The sequence below is a fragment of the Pandoraea pnomenusa genome, assembly GCF_000767615.3.
Taxonomy (GTDB): domain Bacteria; phylum Pseudomonadota; class Gammaproteobacteria; order Burkholderiales; family Burkholderiaceae; genus Pandoraea; species Pandoraea pnomenusa.
On record NZ_CP009553.3, the window covers coordinates 2,944,529 to 2,965,876 of the forward strand.

Sequence of the window (21,348 nt, forward strand, 5' to 3'; positions counted from 1 at the left end):
CGGGCCGGTTGACTTCCCCGCAACTGCGGGTCAATGCCTCTTCACATTCGCACGACGCACCGCGCCGCCGCCGTCAAGCTTCAGGCACGCGCATGCGCGACATAGAGACGGCTGCCGCGAACCTCGCGAATGACGAACCATCCTGCGTCCGGCGACTCGCCCGGCAGCAACTCCACGTCCCATTCCGCGCCGCGGTACATCGCGCGAGCGAGACCGTCCGCCTGCCAGTGATCGACATGCAGGCGCTGACCGATATCGAGAATGGTGTTCGGGTCCGCCGTGGCGTCGACCTTGATGCGACGCCGCCCGAAACGGCTTCGACGCAACATCCAGACGGCAACGCCCGCAACGATTGCCGCCGCAACCCATTGCAGCGGCCAGTCCGCGCGCAACAGCGCCGCAATGCCGCCCGCCGCCATGCCAAGGGCAACCATCAGCAGATAGAACGTCCCGCTCGCCAGCTCCAGCACCACGACCAATCCGGCGACGCCGAACCAAAGCCAAGCCTGCTCCATCGCAACTCCCAGACACAAAAAAACCCCAGTGTGATACCGGGGTTTATAGCATGAAACCCACCGATCGGCGTATGCGTCCCAAGGGAGGCACCTGCCTTTCGGTGGCGTCCGAGATGCCGCTCGGACGCTTCCGACTACCGACGTCAGATCGTGATCGTGACGCTTACTTCGCCAGCTTGGCGAGTTGCTGCCACGTCTCGATGACCGTGTCCGGGTTGAGCGACATCGATGCGATGCCTTCCTTGGCCAGCCACTCGGCCAGGTCCGGATGATCCGACGGACCCTGCCCGCAGATGCCTACGTACTTGCCTTTCGACAGACAGGCCTTGATGGCGCGGCTGAGCATGAACTGCACCGCCGGGTCGCGTTCGTCGAAATCCTTGGCCAGCAGCTCCATGCCCGAGTCGCGATCCAGACCCAGCGTGAGCTGCGTCAGATCGTTCGAACCGATCGAGAAGCCGTCGAAGTACTCGAGGAACTCGTCGGCCAGAATGGCGTTCGACGGCACTTCACACATCATCACCAGCTTCAGGCCGTTTTCGCCGCGCTTGAGGCCATACTCGCCAAGCATGCCCACCACGCGCTCCGCCTGACCCAGCGTACGCACGAACGGCACCATGATCTCGACGTTCGTCAGGCCCATCTCGTCACGCACGCGCTTCAGTGCACGGCATTCCATCTCGAAGGCTTCGGCGAAGTCTTCCGAAATGTAGCGCGATGCGCCGCGGAAGCCGAGCATCGGGTTCTCCTCGTCCGGCTCGTAACGCGAGCCGCCGATGAGCTTCTTGTACTCGTTGGACTTGAAGTCCGACAGACGCACGATCACGCTCTTCGGGTAGAACGCCGCCGCAATGGTGGCGATCCCTTCAGCGAGCTTGTCGACGTAGAACGCACGCGGCGAGGCGTGACCGCGTGCCACCGACTCGACCGCCTTCTTCAGGTCGGCGTCGATGTTCGGGTATTCGAGAATCGCGCGCGGGTGCACGCCGATGTTGTTGTTGATGATGAATTCCAGACGCGCCAGACCCACACCTTCGTTCGGCAGTTGCGCGAAGTCGAAGGCGAGCTGCGGGTTGCCCACGTTCATCATGATCTTCACCGGAATCTTCGGCATTTCGCCGCGCTGGATCTCGGTGATTTCCGTCTCGAGCAGACCGTCGTAGATCTTGCCCTCGTCGCCTTCGGCGCAGGAAACGGTCACGAGCGCGCCGTCCTTCAGGACGTCCGTTGCGTCGCCACAGCCGACCACCGCCGGCACGCCGAGTTCACGCGCGATGATCGCAGCGTGGCAGGTACGGCCGCCGCGATTCGTCACGATCGCCGATGCGCGCTTCATCACCGGCTCCCAGTTCGGGTCGGTCATGTCGGCCACCAGCACGTCGCCCGGCTGCACACGCTCCATTTCGCTCGGGTCCATGATCACGCGCACGGGACCGGCGCCGATCTTCTGACCGATGGCGCGGCCCGTGGCCAGCACGGGTGCATCGCCCTTGAGCTTGAAGCGCTGCTCGACCTTGCCGGCCGACTGGCTCTTCACCGTTTCCGGACGCGCCTGAAGAATGTAGATCTTGCCATCCTTGCCGTCCTTGCCCCACTCGATGTCCATCGGACGACCGTAGTGCTTCTCGATGATCAGCGCGAACTTGGCGAGCTCGGCGCAATCCTCGTCGGTGATCGAGTAACGGTTGCGCAACTCCATCGGTACGTCGATGGTCTTCACGCGGCCCGGCTCGCCCGGTTGCGTGAACTCCATCTTGACCAGCTTCGAGCCGAGCGTGCGGCGAATGATCGGGTACTTGCCGGCCTTGAGCGTCGGCTTGAAGACATAGAACTCGTCAGGGTTCACGGCGCCCTGCACCACCGTCTCGCCGAGACCGTAGCTGGCAGTGATGAACACGACGTCCTGGAAGCCCGACTCGGTGTCGATCGTGAACATCACGCCCGAGGCACCGCAGTCCGAACGGACCATGCGCTGCACGCCGGCCGAAAGTGCCACTTCGGCGTGCGTAAAACCCTTGTGAACGCGATACGAGATGGCACGGTCGTTGTACAGCGACGCGAACACGTGCTTCATGCGATCGAGCACGTCTTCGATGCCGACGACGTTCAGGTAGCTTTCCTGCTGACCGGCGAACGACGCGTCGGGCAGGTCTTCGGCGGTGGCCGACGAACGCACGGCGAACGAAGCATCCGGCTGGTCAGCCGTCAGGCGTGCGAACTGCTCACGGATATCCTTCTCGAGTGCCGGCTGCAGCGGCGCGTCGACGATCCATTGACGGATCTCGGCGCCGGCTTCCGCGAGGGCCTTGACGTTGTCGACGTCGAGGCCCTCGAGACGCTTGGCAACGCGCTCGGTCAGGTTGTTGTGCTGGAGGAATTCGCGGAAGGCGTGCGACGTCGTGGCGAAGCCGCCCGGCACGCGCACGCCGGCGCCGGCCAGTTGGCTGATCATTTCGCCAAGCGATGCATTCTTGCCGCCGACCGACTCGACGTCGGTCATGCGCAGATGCTCAAACGGCACCACGTAGGCGCCGTTGTGTGCTGCGTTAGTCATAAAAGCCCCTAAGGTAAGAAAAAAAATTCTCGGCGGACCGGCTGGGACTGACGTGGGCCGGTCGACCTGTTGGATAAGGAATCGCGCATTGGCGGCGTCGTGTACCAGGGGCCAGCACCCGACGACCTGCCCCGAACCATCCCGATTCCCGCCGCGCCCCGCCAGACGGGCCTGAGGCCGGGCGGCGCGCGATGGTCGCGCAATTGCTTATCCAACAAGTTGCCGCTATTCTACCGTGCAACGCACCATTTTGCGATTCTGCGCATGACTGACGCCCCCAATACCGGAAATTCCCCGACATCCCCCGCCCCACAAGCCAAACCGGCCGCCGCACGCCCGGTCTTCATTGTGTCCGACGGGACAGGGATCACGGCCGAGACATTCGCGCATTCGATTCTCGCGCAGTTCGAGATGCGTTTCCGTCAGATTCGCGTTCCGTTCGTGGATTCCGTCGATAAAGCCTATGAAACGGCGCAACGGATCAATGAAATGTATCGCAGCGAAAACGTCCGCCCGATCATTTTCAGCACGCTCGTCGACGCTCGCGCCAACGAGATCCTGCGCAATAGCCAGGGCGTGGTCCTCGACATGTTCCAGACGTTCATCGAACCCCTTGAAGTCGAGCTGGGACTCAAGTCGATGCATGCCATCGGACGGGTGCACCAGAACGCCGACAGCGAGGCGTATAAGAACCGGATCGAGGCGGTGAATTTCTCGCTCGCGCACGACGACGGCCAGTCGAACAAGAACCTGCAAAGCGCCGACGTGATCCTCGTAGGCGTATCGCGCAGCGGCAAGACGCCGACCACGCTCTACCTCGCCATGCAATACGGCGTGAAGGCCGCCAATTATCCGCTCATCCCGGACGACTTCGAGCGCGAAAAACTGCCTTCCACGCTCGACCAGTACAAGGACAAGATTTTTGGCCTGTCCATCGATCCGCTTCGCCTGTCCGAAATTCGCAATGAACGTCGACCGGGGAGCAAATACGCTTCGCTGGAGAACTGTCGCTACGAAGTGAACGAAGCCGAAGCGATGATGCGCCGCGAAGGCATCAAGTGGCTGTCGTCGACCCACAAGTCGATCGAGGAAATCGCCACCACGATCCTGCAGGAAATCAAGCTGGAGCGCGACGTCTACTGACGCCTCAGACACGCTCACGACCCGCCGAGAATCGAAAAGGGACGCCTCGAGCGTCCCTTTTTCATCCCTGCCGACAACAATCGCCGAACAACCGCCGAACATCCGCCGGCGCGTCAGTCGAGCCGCTGCCGCACCGCCTCGAACAGGCAGATCGCCGCGCAAGCCGCCACGTTGAGCGACTCCATGCCACCCGGTTGCGGAATGCGGATCGGCGTGCGTACGCGTTCGAGCCACTGTGGCGAAACCCCCGCCCCTTCGTTGCCGAAGACCCACGCCACGGGTGCGCGCAAGTCCTGCTCGTAGAGCGACGTGCTTGCCTGCAGGCTGGTCGCGAGCAACGGCACCGACAGGCGCGGCGCGAGCGAATCCGGAGTGCAATGCTCGACGATGTTCAATGAGAAATGCGCGCCCATCCCGGCGCGCAATACCTTGCTCGACCAGGCGAGTGCCGTGCCCGACATGCAAAACACATCGCGTACGCCGGCGGCGGCCGCACTGCGCAAGATAGAGCCGACGTTCCCGGCATCCTGCACTGCATCGAGAATCACGCAATCCGTGATTTGCGATGCCGGCAAGTGCCCGGTCGGCATTTCCACGACGAACACCAACGGCACCCCGTTGACCAGCGTCGACAACGGCTCGAACAATGCGTGCGGCAGGCAAACCCGGCGATCGGGATCGACCCTCGACCAGATCTGCGCGACTTCGTCGTTTTCCAGCGCCGTTTCCGGCGCCACGCAGACAAGCGGCTGTCCGAGCGCGCCAAGATAGGCGTCGGCCAGGTGCACACCCTCTAGCAGCGTCTGCCCCAGCTTGCGGCGCTGCGCGCTCGACTGCGCCAGTTGCTTCAGGCGCTTGTAGAACGGGTTGTCTTTGGAACTGATGAGTTTCATGAGGACCGGATGACGCGAGAAACGGTGAGCGCGCCGAACATCTCGAAGGCTTCGCGCACCGGTGCGAACGACTGGCGATGGTGCGGGCTCGGCCCGTGCCGCCGCAGCGCCTCCAGATGACGTGGCGTGCCGTAGCCGACGTGCTCGTCGAAACCGTACTGCGGGAATTCCTCGTGCAGCGCGATCAACTGACGGTCTCGCGTGACCTTTGCCAGAATCGACGCCGCCGAGATCGCGGGCACCTTGTCGTCGCCCTTGATCACGGCCTCCGAGCGCATCGGCAACACCGGGCAGCGATTGCCGTCGATGAGCGCCAGCGTCGGCACGCGCGACAAGCCATTGACGGCACGCTGCATGGCCAGCATCGTCGCGTGCAGAATGTTCAGCGAATCGATCTCGCCCACGCTCGCCTCGGCAATGCAGTACGCGAGTGAACGCTCGACGATTTCCTCGTAGAGCGCCTCGCGACGCTGCGCGGTGAGCTTCTTCGAGTCCGCGAGTCCCTTGATCGGACGCGCCGGATCCAGAATGACCGCCGCCGTCACGACAGGCCCGGCGAGCGGCCCACGCCCCACTTCGTCGACGCCGCACGTGAGGTCGGCCGCCACCTCGGCGAACAGGTCGAGCGCCATCTGCGGCAGCGTCGCTTTCGACGTGCGGGCGCGCGACTTCTCATCCGACGGCACCCCTTTTCGGGGGGCACGGCGCGCTTTGATTTCGTCGCTCATATCCGCCCCTTCTCGCGCAGTACCCGCTCGATCACTTCCGCCGAACGCGCCGCAGTGTTCTGGCGGAGTTGCTCGTGAATCTTCGTGAAGCGCGCCTGCAACGACGCCCGCAGCACCGGATCGGACAACTGCTGCCAGACGGCGTCGGCGAGCGCTTCGGGCGTGGCGAAGTGCTGCAACAGCTCCGGTACGACGAACTCACCGGAGAGGATATTTGGCAAGCCCACGTAAGGGAGATAGCCCTGCCGCTTCATGATCTGCGCGGTGAGCCAGGGCACCTTGTACGAGATGACCATGGGCTTCTTGTACAACGCGGCTTCCAGCGTCGCCGTTCCGCTCGCGAGCAGCACGCTGTCCGCAGCTTCGAGCGCCAGCGGCGCGCGACCGTCGATCACCGTCAGGTTCAGATCGCCGTGCGCGTCGACGATCGGTTGCATCATCGAACGCAAACGCGGTGTGGCCGCCGGCAGCACAAACCGAATCGATGGCTCCCGTTTGGCGAGCAATCGCATGGCGGCGAAGAAGACCGGTGTGAGGCGCTGCACTTCCGAGGTGCGGCTACCCGGGAGAATCGCGACGACCGGCCCGTTACCCGTCAGCGCCAATCGGGCCCGCGCGCCGGCCACGTCGGGCACCATCGGAATCTTGTCCGCCATCGGATGCCCGACGAACGTCGCGTCGATGCCCGCCCGGTGATAGATCTCCGGCTCGAACGGGAACAGGCACAACATGTGGTCCACGGCGCGCCTGATCTTCTTGATGCGCCCGCCGCGCCAGGCCCAGATCGACGGGCTGACGAAATGGATGGTGGGAATGCCGGCCTCGCGCAGCTTGATTTCGAGGTCGAAATTGAAGTCGGGAGCGTCGAATCCGACGAACGCCAGCGGCTTTTCCGCCAACCAGCGCTCGCGAAGCTGCCTGCGAATCGAGAGAATCTCGCGCAGATGCTTGATGACTTCCACGTAGCCCATCACGGAGAGCTTGTCGATCGGCCAATAGGCGTCGAACCCCTCTTCCGCCATATGCGGGCCACCGACACCCGCGTAGGCGATGTCGGCCGGAAGACTTTGCTTGAGTCCGGCAAGCACGTTACCGGCGATGAGATCGCCCGACAGCTCCCCGGCGACCATCGCCAGGGTTCGCTGGCCGGCGCCGGGAAGGGTCAGCGGCATGGAGATCAGCGCACGATACCGCGCGTGCTGGTGTTGAGGAAGTCGAGCAGCACACGCACGGCGTCGAAGACGTCCGGTGCGCCAGCGTTTCCAAACGCTTCGATCTGGACCTTCGCCTCGTCGAGCGTCAGGCCGCTCTTGTAGAGCAGCTTGTACGCATGGCGCAGCGCGGTGATCGCATCCGCGGAAAATCCGCGGCGACGCAGACCTTCGACGTTGATGCCATACGGTACCGCGCGGTCGCCCGACGCGATGACGTACGGCGGCACGTCCTGCACCAGCACGGAAGCCCCACCCACCATCGAGTGCGCACCGATGCGCACGAACTGGTGCACCCCCGTCATGCCGCCGATGATGGCCCAGTCGTCCACGTGCACGTGGCCTGCCAGCTGCGCGTTGCTCGAGAACACGGTGTGGTTGCCCACGTGGCAATCGTGCGCGATGTGCACGTAAGCCATGATCCAGTTGTCGTCGCCGAGCCCGGTCAGACCGCCGTCCTGCACCGTGCCCGTGTGGATGGTCGTGAACTCGCGAATCGTATTGCGGTCGCCGATGACGAGCCGCGTCGGCTCGCCAGCGTACTTCATGTCCTGCGGCGCGCCGCCAATCGACGCGAACGGGCCAATCTTGTTGCCCGCGCCGAGCGTCGTATGCCCGTCGACGATCGTGTGCGCCAGGATTTGCGTGCCTGCACCAACAGTGACGTTCGGCCCGACGATCGCGTACGGACCCACGGTAACGTCGTCGGCCAGTTGCGCCTTCGGATCGACGACCGCGGAGGGATGAATATTCGTCATGAGCGTCTCGGTTCCGGTTATTCGCCGTTCTTCTTGACCATGCACATGAACTCGGCTTCCGCCGCGAGCTTGCCGTCGACCAGCGCCTTGCCCTTGAACTTGAAGAAGCCGCGGCGCTCGCTAAGGAAGTCCACGTCCAGGATCAATTGATCACCCGGTTCGACAGGACGCTTGAAGCGAACGTTCTCGATCCCCACGAAATAGTAGAGCGTGTTTTCGTCGTGCACCGCTTCTTCTGAGAACGTGAGCAGCGCGGCGGCCTGCGCCAGCGCTTCCACGATCAGCACGCCCGGCATGACCGGACGCTGCGGATAATGGCCGGTGAAATACGGCTCATTGATCGTGACGTTCTTGATGACCTTGATATTGGCGTGCGGCTCCAGGCTGATCACGCGGTCCACCATCAGCATCGGATAGCGATGCGGCAGCAGCTTCATGATCTTGTGGATGTCGATATTGATGTTGGTCTCGCTCATTTCTCTTGCAGGTCTTTGACCTTCGCTTCAAGTTGTCGCACGCGATCGCGCATCTTGTCCAGATTGCGCATGATGGCCGCGTTCTTGTTCCATTCGGCGTTCGGAATCGCCGGAAACGCGCTGGTGTAGGTGCCCGGGCCGGGAATCGACTTCGACACCCCCGACTTGGCCGTCACGATGACCCGGTCCCCGATCGTCACATGCCCGGCCACGCCGACGGCGCCCCCCAGCATGCAGAATTTCCCGATGGTGCTGCTGCCGGCAATGCCCGTGCAGGCGGCGATCACCGTGTAGGCGCCCACGCGCACGTTGTGCGCGATCTGCACCTGGTTGTCGATCTTGCAACCGCGCTCGATGACCGTGTCGGCCATCGCGCCCCGATCGATCGAGGTCGACGCGCCGATTTCGACATCGTCTTCGATCACGGCTCGCCCGACCTGCGGAATCTTCACCCATTCGCCGCCGGTGGCAGTGAAGTCAGGCGCGAACCCGAATCCGTCGGAGCCGATCACCGCCCCCGCATGGATGACGCAACGCGCGCCGATCACGCTCGTGTGATACAGCGTGGCGTTGGGGTAGACGAGCACGTCGTCGCCGATCGTGGTGCCGCGACCGACGAACACGTTTGCCACCAGCCGGACACGTTCGCCCAGCCTCACGCCGGCTTCGATCACGACATTCGGACCGATGACGCACGAGGCCGGCACCGTCGCCGACGGATCGACGACCGCGCTCGGGTGAACCCCCACCGCCGGCACTGGCGTGGCCGCCTGCGCAAACATCTGGGCCACGCGTGCGAAGTACGCGTACGGGTTCGGCGCGATGATCCACGCGCGCCCTTCGTGCGAGGGCAGCTTGTCGAAGTCGGCCCTGGAGAGAATCACGGCCGCGGCGCCCGAATTGGGTACTTCGGCGAGATAGAGCGGATTGGACAGGAAGGCGAGCTGGCGTGCGCCGGCGCGATCGAGCGGTGCCAGACCGTCGACGGTGACTTCACCGTCCCCGACGAGGTCGCCACCGAAGCGCGCGACCAGTTGCGCCAGCGAGACTGAAGGGAGCGACGGCTGGGAAGCGTGGGACGACGCCGCCGACATGGACTGCGCGCCCGTCACTTGCCGCCGGTGCCGCTACCCGAACCTGCGTTCAGGGTCTTGAGCACCTTGTCCGTGATGTCGATGCGCGGGCTCACGTAGACCGCTTCCTGCACGATCAGGTCGTACTTGTCCGCCTCGGCAATCTGCTTGATCACGCGATTGGCGCGATCGAGCACGGCGGCGAGCTCCTCGTTGCGGCGCTGATTCAAATCTTCCCGGAATTCGCGCTGCTTGCGCTGGAATTCGGTGTCGGCGGCTGCCAGGTCACGCTGGCGCTTGGCGCGTTCGGCATCGGACAACGTGGGGTTGTCCTTGTCGAGCTTGTCCGACATCGCCTTCAGACGTTGCGCCATCGCCTGGAGATCCGAGTCCCGCTTGGAGAACTCCGCCTCGAGCTTGGCTTGTGCGGCCTTGGCCGGTGCGGAATCGCGCAGAATGCGATCCGAATTGACAGCGGCGATGCGCGCATCCTGAGCCATGGCGGCAAATGCCGCGCCAGCCAGCAACGCCGCGGCGATGCCGCGAAGGCAATGCTTACGGATACCGTTCAATGTATTACCCCTTGCAACGATGAAACATTCGGGACCAGTCGGGTCGCGCTCGTTAGAACGACGTACCGACCTGGAACTGGAATTTCTGGTACTGGTCGCCCGTCTTCTTGGCGAGCGGGAAGCCCATCGAGAGCTTGAGCGGGCCGATCGGCGAAATCCACGACAGACCGAAGCCGTAAGAATAGCGCAGGTTATTCAAGGTAATCGCCTGCCCGTTATCGAAGACGTTACCGCCGTCGAAGAACGTAAAGATACGCAGCGTACGGTCATATCCGGTGCCCGGCAGCGGGAACGTCAGCTCCACGTTACCGATGAGCTTCGATGCGCCGCCCAGCGGTTCGCCGTTGGTGTCCTTCGGACCCAGCGAGCTCGGCTCGTAGCCACGCACCGAGCCAATACCGCCCGCGAAGTAGTTCTTGAAGATCGGGAACGGCTGACCGCCCATGCCGTGGCCGTATCCGACTTCACCGTTGAGCGCGAGCGTGAAGCCGCGGCTGACCGGATAGTAGTACTGGTGCTGGTAATAGGCGCGGATGTACTTGGTCGTTCCGATCGGGGTGCCGATTTCGATGTTCGCCTGCTGATAGTGACCGCGGTTCGGAATCAGGGCGCTGTCACGCGAATCGCGCGACCAGCCGATGGTCAGCGGGTAGTTGTTGCTGACGTATCCGAATTGGTTGGCGTAGTCGATGTAGCGCTGCGGCGTAGTGCCGTCGCTCGTCAGATGCAGACGCGTCTGTTCGAAGCCGATGCCGAAGAACACCGTATCGACTTCCGAGAACGGCACACCGAACTTGAGGTTGCCCCCCAGCGTGTTGATACGGAAGTCCGAATCGCTGGTCAGCAGCAGCGGCTGGTACGTACGGTAATAGATGTCCGTAATACGGCTCACGCCGTCGACCGTGAAGTACGGATCGACCTGCGTCACCGCCAATGTCCGATACGTCTTGCCGGTGTTGACGTTCACCGACAGCGAAGTCCCCGAACCGAACACGTTGTCCTGGCTGATACCGGCCTGCAACACCACCTTGTCGGTCGACGAGAAGCCTGCGCCCACGTTGATCGTGCCGGTCGGCTTTTCTTCCACCTTCACCTGGAGGTCGACCTGGTCGTTCGAACCGGGCACCGGTTCAGTGGTCACGTTCACGTCGGTGAAGTAGCCCAGACGGTTGATACGGTCCTGCGACAGCTTGAGGCGATCGGCGTCGTACCACGAGCTCTCGAGCTGACGCAGCTCGCGACGAATCACCTCGTCGCGCGTGCGCGAGTTGCCGACGATGTTGATCTTGCGAACGTAGACGCGGCGGCCCGGATCGATCGTCAGCGTCAACGCCACCGTGTGGTTGTTGCGGTCGATCGTCGGCTGGGCGTTCACGTTGGCGAACGCGAATCCGTAGTTGCCGAGCATGTCCGAAATGGCTTTCGTGCTCGCCTGGAGCTTGGCGGCCGAGAACGTGTCGCCGGCCTTGAGCTGCACGAGCTTCTGGATGTCGTCCTGCTTGCCGAGCATCTCGCCGGTCAGCTTGACGTCCGACACCTTGTACGGCTCGCCTTCGTGCAGGTTGATCGTCAGGAACATCTCGTCCTTGTCCGGCGTGATCGAAACGTCGGTGGAGTCGATGTTGAATTCCAGGTAACCGCGGTTCAGGTAGAACGAACGCAGCTTTTCCAGATCGCCCGTGAGCTTGTCCTTGGAATACAGATCGTTCTTGGAGTACCAGGACAGCCAGTTCGGCGTGCCGAGCTCCATTTCGGACGTCAGGTCCGACGAAGAGAACGCCTTGTTGCCAACGAAGTTGATTTGCTGGATCGTGGCCTTGGGGCCTTCGGTCACCGCGAACTGAATGCCCACACGGTTGCGCTCGAGCGGCGTGACCGTGGTCTTCACCTGCGCTGCGTAGTAACCGCGCGTGAGGTATTGACGCTTGAGCTCCTGTTCCGACTTGTCGAGCAGGTTGCGGTCGAAGCTGCGACCCTCGGTCAGGCCGACCGAGCGCAGTGCCTTCTTCAGACCGTCCTTGTCGAATTCCTTGATGCCGAGGAAGTCGATGGAAGCAATGGCCGGGCGCTCGTTGACGTGCACCACCAGCACGTTGCCCTGCGTCTCGACGCTCACGTCCGAGAACAGGCCCGTTGCATAAAGGGCACGAATTGCTTCGGTGCCCTTATCGTCGTTGAACTTGTCGCCCGGCTTGACCGGCAGATACGAGAAGACCGTTCCGGGTTCGATCCGCTGCAAGCCCTCCACTCGGATATCCTTGACCACGAACGGCTCGACGGCGCGTGCCAGGAAACTGTGTGCCGCCAGAACCGCAATCACCAGGGTCTTCGGAACAAGGTGGTATTTATTCGACAACTTGCTTCCCCAAGAAACAATTGAATCGTAAAAAACTCGGATTTGCCTGCGACCGGCAGGCGCGTGACGCTGTCTAGTGCAGCAACTTCGACATGTCATTGAAAAGTGCTACGGCAGAGAGCGCGAGAATGCAAACGATGCCCACTCGTTGCAGCACACCCTGCCACCGCTCGGAAACAGCCCGGCCGGTAATCGCTTCGACCGCATAATATAACAGATAGCCACCGTCCAGAACCGGAATCGGCAACAGATTCAATACGCCAAGGCTAATGCTGACAAGCGCCAGAAAGGCGACGAAATAATCCAGTCCCAGTCGCGCGGAGCGGCCCGCATAGTCCGCAATCGTCACCGGACCGCTCAGATTCTTGAGCGATGCCTGCCCCGTGATCATTTTCCCAAACATGCGCACGCTGAATGCCGTCACGTCCCATGTGCGCTGCGCACCACGGCCAATGGCCTCGAACAGGCCGTAACGCACGGTCACCGAGTCGACCTGACTGGCCAGCGCGGCCCCGATCTTGCCCACGCGCGCCCCGCCCGCCTCGGCGGAGTCGACTTCCGCCGCGGGCGTGAGGGTGACATTCATCAGCGCGCCATCGCGCCGCACCGTGAACGTCATCGGTTTGCCCGGATGCGCACGCACGGCATCGACCAGCCCCTTGGCCGACGTCACCGCACTGCCGTCCACCGCCGTGATTTCGTCTCCCACGCGCAAGCCCGCCGCCCCGGCCGCGCCCCCCGCGATAAGCTGCCCCACCTTCACGCGCGCCGACGGCACCAGGCCCAGCCGCTGCATGAAGTCCTGCTCGCCGTCGGCATCGAAGTGCTGCCCTGCGGCGTCCAGCGTGTATTCGGCGCGGCCGTCGCGCGTGCGCGCGATCAGGGTGACGCGCTGACCGTCGATCATCGGATCGACCAGACGCCAGCGAAGATCCTCCCACGAGCGCACTGGCATGTCGTCGCCGACAGCTTCGTCGGAACTCGTTCCATTCTCGCGGACACCGGTAATGAGCTCGCCGCCGGCCAATCCGGCGCGCGCCGCGAGCGTGCCCGCCGCCGGCGGCGCCACGCGGGCGACCGGCTCCGTGACACCCACCAGATTCAGCCCGGCGTAAAGGGCAATGGCAAGCAGGAAGTTCGCGACCGGTCCGGCGGCCACGATGGCGAAGCGCTTGTAGACGGATTGCCGGTTGAACGCACGATCGCGGTCTTCCGGGGCGACGATCTGCGTATCGTCACGCTCGTCGAGCATCCGAACATAGCCGCCGAGCGGCAGTGCGCAGACGGTCCACTCCGTGCGATCGCGGCCCATCGTCCACTTGAGCAGGGGGGTGCCGAACCCCACCGAGAAACGCAGCACCTTGACGCCGCACAACCGCGCGACCGAGTAATGGCCCAGCTCATGGAACACCACCAGCACGCCAATGGCGACGGCAAACGCAAGCAACGTGGACAGCAGAGTCATGAGCGAATCGGGCCCCGAGGACGTTACGACATGAGTTCAGGCGTCAGGAAGACGCCGGGGCCGGCAGCTTGGCGACGATGGCCGCCGCCAGTTCGCGGGCGCGGCGGTCGGCTTCGAGCACCACGTCAAGCGACGTGGCCTCGCCAACGGCCACCGCGTCGAGCACCTGTTCGACCACCTGGGCGATGGCCGTAAAACGAATGCGCCCTTCGAGGAAGGCCGCCACGGCGATCTCGTTGGCCGCGTTGAGCAGCGCCCCGGCCGTGCCACCGCGATGCAACGCATCGAACGCCAGGCGCAGGCATGGGAATCGACGCAAGTCCGGCGCCTCGAAGGTCAATTTGCCGATGTCGGCGAGATTCAGCCCCGCGACGCCCGACGTCACCCGGTCCGGGAATGCCAACGCATGCGCGATCGGCGTGCGCATATCCGGATTCCCGAGCTGCGCCAGCGTGGAGCCGTCCGTGTAGGTGACCATCGAGTGAATCACGCTCTGCGGATGGATCAGCACTTCGATCCTCTCCGGCGGCATATTGAAAAGCCAGTGTGCCTCGATGACCTCGAGCCCCTTGTTCATCATGCTGGCGGAATCGACCGAAATCTTGCGGCCCATGACCCAGTTCGGATGAGCGCAGGCTTCGTCCGGCGTGACATTTTCCAGCGACGCCAACTCGCGCTCGCGGAACGGGCCGCCCGAGGCGGTCAGCACCAGCTTTTCGACGCCGCGCGTGGAAATGCCATGCTCGCCGGCCAACTGCGGCAGGCATTGGAAAATGGCATTGTGCTCGCTGTCGAGCGGCAACAACGTGGCGCCGGCGCGTTCGGCCGTTGCCATGAACAGTGCGCCGGACAGGACGAGCGACTCCTTGTTGGCCAGCAGAATGCGCTTGCCGGCACGGGCGGCCGCCAGCGTCGATTGCAGGCCAGCGGCACCCACGATCGCCGCGACAACCATCGTTGGCTCGGAGGCCTCGGCGATCTCCACCAGCGCCCGCGGTCCGTGCGTGACTTCGATCTTCAGGCCCGCGTCGGCCAGGCGGGCGGCGAGCACGCCTGCCCCGTCGGCGTCGGCCACCACCGCCACCTTCGGACGGTGCGCAACGCATTGCTCGAACAAACGGTCGAGATTGCGGTGCGCCGACAAGGCGTAGACGGAGAAACGGTCGGGATGACGCCCCACCACATCGAGCGTGCTTACGCCGATGGAGCCAGTGGAGCCGAGAATGGAAAGACGTTGCGACATGATCAGACGAAGAGCAGAGCCAGCGGAAGCACCGGCAGCAAAGCGTCGATTCTGTCGAGCACGCCCCCGTGGCCGGGCAGCAGCGCGCTGGAATCCTTCACGCCGGCTTGCCGTTTGAGTTGAGATTCGAACAAGTCGCCAACAACCGAGAAAGCGACCAGGGCGGTCAAGGCCAGCGCGCCGAGGCCAGGGCCCAGGGAGCTGGCGAGATGCGAGACGATCGTGGGCGCCTGCAGGTCCGACGCGAGCACCGCGGCGGCCGCGACGAGCACCAGCAGCCATCCGCCGATCGCGCCTTCCCATGACTTGCCCGGGCTGATGGAAGGGGCCAGCTTGCGACGGCCGAAGGCGCGGCCGGCGAAATAAGCCCCGGTGTCGGCGATCCAGACAATGACCAACACCGACAGGAGGAAGGCAACACCGCGCTCACGCGCGAGGCACAGCGCCTGCCATGCCGCGATCAGCAGCACCGGGCCGGCCACCAGCAGCAAGCCGCGCCAGGCGCCCTGGGTCGCCGGCTTGCGCGCCAGCGTGTACGGACCGGCCAATACCCAGAAGACGGCGGCCGGCTTGAGCCAGATCGACGACAACGTCCAGCCCCCCGCCCACGTCAGGCCGACACCGAGCAGCGCCAGCGCGCCGTAAAAGATCGCGCCCGTGCCGTTCAGACCGACGAGGCGCCCCCACTCCCAACCGGCGGCCGCCACGATCACGGCCGCAAGACATGCGAACTGCGCCGGCGTACCGACGAAGATCACGGGCAAGAGAATGGCAAGCAGTACGACAGCGGTAATAACGCGCGTCTTGAGCATCAGGCGGATTGTCCCGAGGGGTTCTGGACTTGCGCGCTGGTACGGCCGAAACGGCGTTCTCGCTGCTGAAACTCGGCAACCGCGCGCTTGAGCGTATTGGCGTTGAAGTCCGGCCAGAATTCTTCGGTGAAATAGAGCTCAGTGTACGCCAGTTGCCAAAGCAGAAAATTACTGATCCGCTGGTCGCCGCCGGTCCGGATGAACAGGTCCGGCTCCGGCGCGTACGCCATGCTCAGGTACGGGGCGAGATCCTCTTCGGCAAACGACGTCTCGAGTGCCGCCGCCCCCCCCTGCGCGACACGTGCCGCGGCAAGTTTGCGGGCAGCCTGCAAAATGTCCCACCGCCCGCCGTAGTTGGCGGCGATGGTCAGCGTGAGCCCCTTGTTGTCCTTTGTGCGTTCCTCGGCACGGCGGACCAGTTCCTGGATGCGCGGCTCGAACGCCTCGAGGGCGCCGACCACGCGCAACCGAATACCGTTGTTGTGCAGCTTCCCAACCTCGCGCTCGAGCGCGAGGATGAACAGTTGCATCAACGTGGAGACTTCGTCCTGAGGCCGGCGCCAGTTCTCCGAACTGAAGGCGAACAGCGTCAGATACTCGACGCCGAGCTCGGCACACGCCGTCACCGCCTCGCGCACGGCATCGACACCGCGCTTGTGTCCGGCAACGCGAGGCAATTTACGACTGGTAGCCCAACGCCCGTTGCCATCCATGACGATGGCGACGTGGCGCGGAATGCTCGCTGTTTCGGGAACAGAAAGCGTGGAGCTGAGAAAACCCATTGAGGTGCGGCGCGGGAATCGAGCGCGAAAGTCAGCGGAGATCTTGCGGTGAGTGCCGGGGCACTCAAACCGTCATGATGTCGGCTTCTTTCTGCTTGACCAGCTCGTCGATCTCGGCGACGAACTTGTCGGTGAACTTCTGGACTTCGTCACCGCCACGGCGCTCGTCGTCCTCCGAGATTTCCTTGTCCTTCACCAGCTTCTTGAGCTGCTCGTTCGCGTCGCGGCGCAGATTGCGCACGGCCACCTTGGCGGTCTCGCCTTCCGACTTGACCAGCTTGGTCATTTCGCGCCGGCGCTCTTCGGTCAACTGGGGCATCGGCACGCGGATGAGATCGCCCTGCGTGGCCGGATTCAGACCCAGATCCGATTCGCGAATGGCCTTCTCGACCTTGGCCACCATGTTCTTTTCCCACGGCTGAACGCCGATCGTGCGGGCATCGACGAGGTTCACGTTGGCAACCTGAGCGATGGGCACCATCGAACCGTAGTAGTCGACCTGGACGTGATCGAGCAGACCCACGTGGGCGCGGCCGGTACGAATCTTCGCCAGGTTGTTCTTGAACGACTCGATCGAGCTCTTCATCTTTTGCTCGACATTCTTCTTGACGTCAGCAACGCTCATGACAACCTCCAAACCTTGAATTGTTACGCAAACATAAATGATACGGCGTCGGCGTGCCAATGCACGCCGACGCCGCAATTTGAACTCAAACGTGGACGAGCGTTCCCTCGTCCTCGCCGAGAATGACGTGCTTGAGCGCACCCGGCTTCACGATCGAGAACACGCGCACGGGCATCTTCTGATCGCGGCACAGCGCAAAAGCCGTCGCGTCCATGACCTGCAGGTTCTTCGAGATGGCCTCGTCGAAGCTGATGGTCGAATACTTTACCGCGTTGGGATCCTTCTTGGGATCCGCCGAGTACACGCCGTCGACCTTGGTCGCCTTGAGCACCACTTCGGCGCCGACCTCCGATCCGCGCAGCGCGGCGGCCGTGTCGGTGGTGAAGAACGGGTTGCCCGTGCCGGCGGCGAAGATCACGACTTTGCCCTCTTCGAGCTGACGGATCGCGCGCGGGCGGATGTACGGCTCGACGACCTGGTCCATACGCAGCGCGGACTGCACACGCGCTTCGATGCCGGCGTGACGCATGGCGTCCTGCAGCGCCAGCGCGTTCATCATGGTGGCCAGCATGCCCATGTAGTCGGCCGTGGCGCGATCCATACCGGCCGCGCCGCCCGCCACACCCCGGAAAATATTGCCGCCGCCGATCACGACGGCCAGCTGCGTGCCCAGGCGAACGACTTCGGCGATATCGCCAACCATGCGCTCGATCGTCGCACGATTGATGCCGAATGCATCGTCACCCATGAGGGCTTCACCAGAGAGCTTGAGAAGTACGCGTTTGTAAGGAGTAGACATGGCGGTCCTTAAGAAATCTGGTCGGGCACTGTGTGGGTATTCTGGATGAAACAACGGGGACGGCACCGCCGCCCCCGACTACTACGGTACTGCGAAAATTACGACTGCTTGGCTGCGGCGACTTGCGCGGCCACTTCGGCGGCGAAGTCGTCCTGCTTCTTCTCGATGCCTTCGCCGACCACGAACATGGTGAAGCTCTTGACCGTGGTGTTGTTGGCCTTGAGCATCTGCTCGACGGTCGACTTGTCGTCCTTCACATAAGCCTGGTTGAACAGCGACACTTCCTTCAGGAACTTCTGCACGCTGCCTTCCACCATCTTCGCGACGATCTCGGCCGGCTTGCCCGATTCGGCAGCCTTCTCGGCAGCGACCTTGCGCTCCTTCTCGATCAGTTCCGGCGAGACCTGATCGCCCGACACGGCCACCGGCTTCATGGCGGCGATGTGCATGGCGACGTTCTTGCCCACTTCGGCGTCGGCGCCTTCGTACTCGACAACCACGCCGATGCGCGTGCCGTGCAGGTAGGCGGCGAGCTTGCCCGACGTCTCGTAGCGCTGGAAGCGACGGATCGTCATGTTCTCACCGATCTTGCCGATCAGGTCGGTACGCACCTGCTCGACGGTCTTGCCCTCGAGCGGCAGCGCCGACAGGGCAGCTACGTCGGCCGGGTTGTTCTCGGCGACGAGCTTGGCCAGTTCGTTCGCGAACTTCAGGAAGTCGTCGTTCTTCGAGACGAAGTCGGTTTCGCAGTTGATTTCAACCACGGCGCCCTTGCCGCCATCGATGTAGGCGGCGATCACGCCTTCGGCCGTGATACGGCTGGCGGCCTTGCTGGCCTTGCTACCCAGCTTGACACGCAGGATTTCTTCAGCACGACCCATGTCGCCATCGGCTTCGGTCAGCGCCTTCTTGCACTCCATCATCGGCGCATCGGTCTTGGCGCGCAGTTCGCCCACCATTGCTGCAGTAATTGCCGGCATATCGTTACTCCTGTATATCGAATCAGTCGGACCGGGTGTCGCCCGGACGGCCGCATTGCCCGTCCTCGGCTCCCCGCAGATCCGACATGGGGAAATCGGACTAAAAAAAAGGGGCGCCACAAGCAGCCCCTTTTGTCACGCAGCGGTGGCCGCTTACGCCTCTTCGTTCACTTCGACGAACTCGTCGCCGTCGCCGCGCACGGCTTCCACGACTTCCTTGACGGCGTTTGCACGGCCTTCGAGGATCGCGTCGGCAACGCCCTGAACGTACAGCTCGACGGCCTTGCTCGAGTCGTCGTTACCCGGGATGACGTAGTCCACGCCGTCCGGCGAGTGGTTCGTATCGACCACGGCGATCACCGGAATGCCCAGCTTGTTGGCTTCGGTGATGGCGATCTTGTGGTAGCCGACGTCGACGACGAAGATGGCGTCGGGCATGCCGCCCATTTCCTTCACGCCACCGATCGACTTTTGCAGCTTGGCCATTTCGCGATCGAACAGCAGCGCTTCCTTCTTGCTCATGCGCTCTTGCTCGCCGGCTTCCAGGGCCTGCTCCATGTCCTTGAGCTTCTTGATCGACGACTTCAGGGTCTTGAAGTTCGTCAGCATGCCACCCAGCCAACGGTTGTTGACATACGGCATGCCGGCACGCGTTGCGGCTTCCGCAACGATTTCACGCGCCTGACGCTTGGTGCCCACGAAGAGGATCGTGCCGCGGTTTGCTGCCAGTTGACGCACGTACTTCAGCGCGTCCTGGTACATCGGCAACGTCTTTTCGAGGTTGATGATGTGAATCTTGTTGCGATGGCCGAAGATATAGGGGGCCATCTTGGGGTTCCAGAAACGGGTTTGGTGACCAAAGTGGACGCCCGCTTCCAGCATCTGACGCATCGTGACAGACATGTGATTCTCCGTGAGGGTTGGGTCTTAGACCGGCTGCCGTACCCGTTCCGTCGGACTGTCATACAGCTTTGCATGACCCGTCCGCGAAGTTCGGGCACCCTGGGTGCGCCGGCCCGCGATTTCAAAATTTCCAAGCCGATGATCTTCGATGCCACCCGGAACCTCACCGAGCGCGGCGCCATTCGGCACCAGGTTGGGGCGAATTACCCCGAACAATTCGGTGAAGACCCTTGAAAACCAAGGGAAAACCCTCGGGTTTATTGACAACTCGTCCTCGACTTAGCCCGAGATTATAGCATCGCAGCATGCCTGCACTCAAGTGACGCGTGAAGTGCCGACGACGCGCCCGAAATCCCCGGCATGCGCGGCATTCCGGCCGGTTTGGCCCGCGATCCGGGCACGCCATCGGAGCTGCGGAAAATCGGCCTCGGAATTCGCCGAAATCCGCGCCCAACGGGGCGGAAACCGTCCATTGATGCGATAATGCGGCACTGTTTCCGCAATTTGCCCGATTCCGCAATGGCCATCACCCTCAAGAATGCCCACGACATCGAAATGATGCGCGTCGCCTGCCGTCTGGCCAGCGAGGTGCTCGATTTCATTACGCCGCACGTGCGCGCCGGCGTCACCACCGGGGAACTCGACCGGCTTTGCCACGAGTACATGATCAAGGAACAGGGCACCGTGCCGGCGCCGCTGAACTATCAGCCGCCCGGCTATCCGCCCTACCCCAAGGCGACCTGCATCTCGGTCAACGACGTGATCTGCCATGGCATTCCCGGCGACAAGACGCTCAAGAACGGCGACGCGCTGAACATTGACATCACCGTGATCAAGGACGGCTACTTCGGCGACACGAGCCGCATGTTCATCGTCGGCGAGGGGTCGATCCTCGCCAGGCGCCTCGCCCAGGTCACCTACGAATGCATGTGGCTCGGCATCAATCAGGTCCGGCCCGGCGCGCATCTCGGCGACATCGGCCAGGCGATCCAGACGCACGCCGAAGCACAGGGGTATAGCGTGGTGCGCGAATATTGCGGGCATGGCATCGGTCAGGTCTTTCACGAAGATCCGCAGATCCTGCACTATGGCCGCCAGGGGACTGGACTGGAACTGCAGGCCGGCATGATCTTCACGATCGAGCCGATGATCAACGCCGGCAAGCGCGAAATCCGCACGATGCCCGACCAATGGACCGTCAAGACGCGCGATCGCAGCCTGTCGGCACAATGGGAGCACACTGTCCTCGTGACGGAAACCGGTCACGAGGTGCTCACGCGCTCGGCGCTCACGCCGCCGCCGCCGCCCGGTTCGTCGTTTGTCACGTCGTTCGCGACCGCTGCCTGAGTCGCCGACGACTGTCGGCGACCGGCAACCACCCCCAAAGGCTGTCGTGTCGTCGTCGCAACATCGTTTTGAACGTCCGGTCGCCGAGCATTTCGGCGGCCGCCCGGCCTGAC

Annotated in this window: 20 protein-coding genes; 2 read left to right on the forward strand and 18 right to left on the reverse strand. The window is 63.2% G+C overall.

Features of this window, described 5'->3' with window-relative positions; genetic code table 11:
* Positions 1–80 precede the first annotated feature (80 nt).
* Both LV28_RS37110 and ppsA read right to left on the reverse strand, forming a co-directional pair.
* On the reverse strand, positions 81–515 hold the full coding sequence (locus tag LV28_RS37110; RefSeq protein WP_023596231.1) for an NfeD family protein: 435 nt from the start codon (positions 513–515) through the stop codon (positions 81–83).
* A gap of 163 nt (positions 516–678) precedes the next feature.
* Positions 679–3,069 carry a phosphoenolpyruvate synthase gene (gene ppsA / locus LV28_RS37115; protein WP_023596232.1) on the reverse strand — a complete coding sequence of 797 codons (2,391 nt, stop codon included), beginning with the start codon at positions 3,067–3,069 and terminating at the stop codon, positions 679–681.
* A gap of 264 nt (positions 3,070–3,333) precedes the next feature.
* Here ppsA and ppsR point away from each other — a divergent pair, with 264 nt between their 5' ends.
* Complete coding sequence (gene ppsR, locus LV28_RS37120) at positions 3,334–4,212, forward strand: posphoenolpyruvate synthetase regulatory kinase/phosphorylase PpsR (RefSeq protein WP_072619141.1); 879 nt, start codon at positions 3,334–3,336, stop codon at positions 4,210–4,212.
* Between the two features lie 113 nt (positions 4,213–4,325).
* Here ppsR and LV28_RS37125 read toward each other — a convergent pair whose 3' ends face one another.
* The 16 genes from LV28_RS37125 to rpsB form a co-directional block, all read right to left on the reverse strand.
* Positions 4,326–5,105: a TrmH family RNA methyltransferase gene (locus tag LV28_RS37125; protein ID WP_038617337.1), complete on the reverse strand. Its 780-nt coding sequence runs from the start codon at positions 5,103–5,105 to the stop codon at positions 4,326–4,328.
* A complete protein-coding gene (gene rnhB, locus LV28_RS37130) occupies positions 5,102–5,737 on the reverse strand; it encodes a ribonuclease HII (RefSeq protein WP_048806620.1) in 636 nt (211 codons plus the stop codon). The genes LV28_RS37125 and rnhB overlap by 4 nt, the downstream gene beginning before the upstream one ends.
* A gap of 92 nt (positions 5,738–5,829) precedes the next feature.
* Positions 5,830–6,999 carry a lipid-A-disaccharide synthase gene (gene lpxB / locus LV28_RS37135; RefSeq protein ID WP_371328144.1) on the reverse strand — a complete coding sequence of 390 codons (1,170 nt, stop codon included), beginning with the start codon at positions 6,997–6,999 and terminating at the stop codon, positions 5,830–5,832.
* A gap of 11 nt (positions 7,000–7,010) precedes the next feature.
* Entirely contained in the window at positions 7,011–7,802 is a 792-nt protein-coding gene (gene lpxA, locus LV28_RS37140; protein WP_023596237.1) for an acyl-ACP--UDP-N-acetylglucosamine O-acyltransferase, read from the reverse strand.
* A 17-nt stretch (positions 7,803–7,819) separates the two neighbouring features.
* Entirely contained in the window at positions 7,820–8,278 is a 459-nt protein-coding gene (gene fabZ, locus LV28_RS37145) for a 3-hydroxyacyl-ACP dehydratase FabZ (RefSeq protein WP_023596238.1), read from the reverse strand.
* Positions 8,275–9,372 carry a UDP-3-O-(3-hydroxymyristoyl)glucosamine N-acyltransferase gene (gene lpxD / locus LV28_RS37150; RefSeq protein WP_025249255.1) on the reverse strand — a complete coding sequence of 366 codons (1,098 nt, stop codon included), beginning with the start codon at positions 9,370–9,372 and terminating at the stop codon, positions 8,275–8,277. Before lpxD ends, fabZ begins: the two co-directional genes overlap by 4 nt.
* Before the next feature lie 14 nt (positions 9,373–9,386).
* Positions 9,387–9,851, reverse strand: coding sequence for an OmpH/Skp family outer membrane protein (locus LV28_RS37155; RefSeq protein WP_062802181.1), 465 nt, complete (start codon positions 9,849–9,851; stop codon positions 9,387–9,389).
* A gap of 124 nt (positions 9,852–9,975) precedes the next feature.
* Positions 9,976–12,279, reverse strand: a complete 2,304-nt coding sequence (gene bamA / locus LV28_RS37160) for an outer membrane protein assembly factor BamA (protein ID WP_028731367.1) — start codon at positions 12,277–12,279, stop codon at positions 9,976–9,978.
* 73 nt (positions 12,280–12,352) lie between these two features.
* Positions 12,353–13,744, reverse strand: a complete 1,392-nt coding sequence (gene rseP / locus LV28_RS37165; protein ID WP_023596242.1) for an RIP metalloprotease RseP — start codon at positions 13,742–13,744, stop codon at positions 12,353–12,355.
* Between the two features lie 43 nt (positions 13,745–13,787).
* On the reverse strand, positions 13,788–14,987 hold the full coding sequence (ispC, locus tag LV28_RS37170; RefSeq protein ID WP_023596243.1) for a 1-deoxy-D-xylulose-5-phosphate reductoisomerase: 1,200 nt from the start codon (positions 14,985–14,987) through the stop codon (positions 13,788–13,790).
* Between the two features lie 2 nt (positions 14,988–14,989).
* On the reverse strand, positions 14,990–15,799 hold the full coding sequence (locus tag LV28_RS37175) for a phosphatidate cytidylyltransferase (RefSeq protein ID WP_023596244.1): 810 nt from the start codon (positions 15,797–15,799) through the stop codon (positions 14,990–14,992).
* Positions 15,799–16,581, reverse strand: coding sequence for a polyprenyl diphosphate synthase (gene uppS / locus LV28_RS37180; protein WP_023596245.1), 783 nt, complete (start codon positions 16,579–16,581; stop codon positions 15,799–15,801). Before uppS ends, LV28_RS37175 begins: the two co-directional genes overlap by 1 nt.
* Before the next feature lie 64 nt (positions 16,582–16,645).
* On the reverse strand, positions 16,646–17,206 hold the full coding sequence (gene frr / locus LV28_RS37185) for a ribosome recycling factor (RefSeq protein ID WP_023596246.1): 561 nt from the start codon (positions 17,204–17,206) through the stop codon (positions 16,646–16,648).
* Positions 17,207–17,291: 85 nt separating this feature from the next.
* Positions 17,292–18,005, reverse strand: a complete 714-nt coding sequence (pyrH, locus tag LV28_RS37190) for a UMP kinase (RefSeq protein WP_010803863.1) — start codon at positions 18,003–18,005, stop codon at positions 17,292–17,294.
* A 98-nt stretch (positions 18,006–18,103) separates the two neighbouring features.
* The gene (tsf, locus tag LV28_RS37195) at positions 18,104–18,985 is read right to left on the reverse strand and encodes a translation elongation factor Ts (protein WP_023596247.1); all 882 of its coding nucleotides are present in this window, start codon (positions 18,983–18,985) and stop codon (positions 18,104–18,106) included.
* Positions 18,986–19,138: 153 nt separating this feature from the next.
* Positions 19,139–19,888, reverse strand: a complete 750-nt coding sequence (gene rpsB, locus LV28_RS37200) for a 30S ribosomal protein S2 (protein ID WP_023596248.1) — start codon at positions 19,886–19,888, stop codon at positions 19,139–19,141.
* A gap of 519 nt (positions 19,889–20,407) precedes the next feature.
* Between rpsB and map the strand changes: the two genes are divergently transcribed.
* On the forward strand, positions 20,408–21,235 hold the full coding sequence (gene map, locus LV28_RS37205) for a type I methionyl aminopeptidase (RefSeq protein WP_023596250.1): 828 nt from the start codon (positions 20,408–20,410) through the stop codon (positions 21,233–21,235).
* Positions 21,236–21,348: the final 113 nt, after the last annotated feature.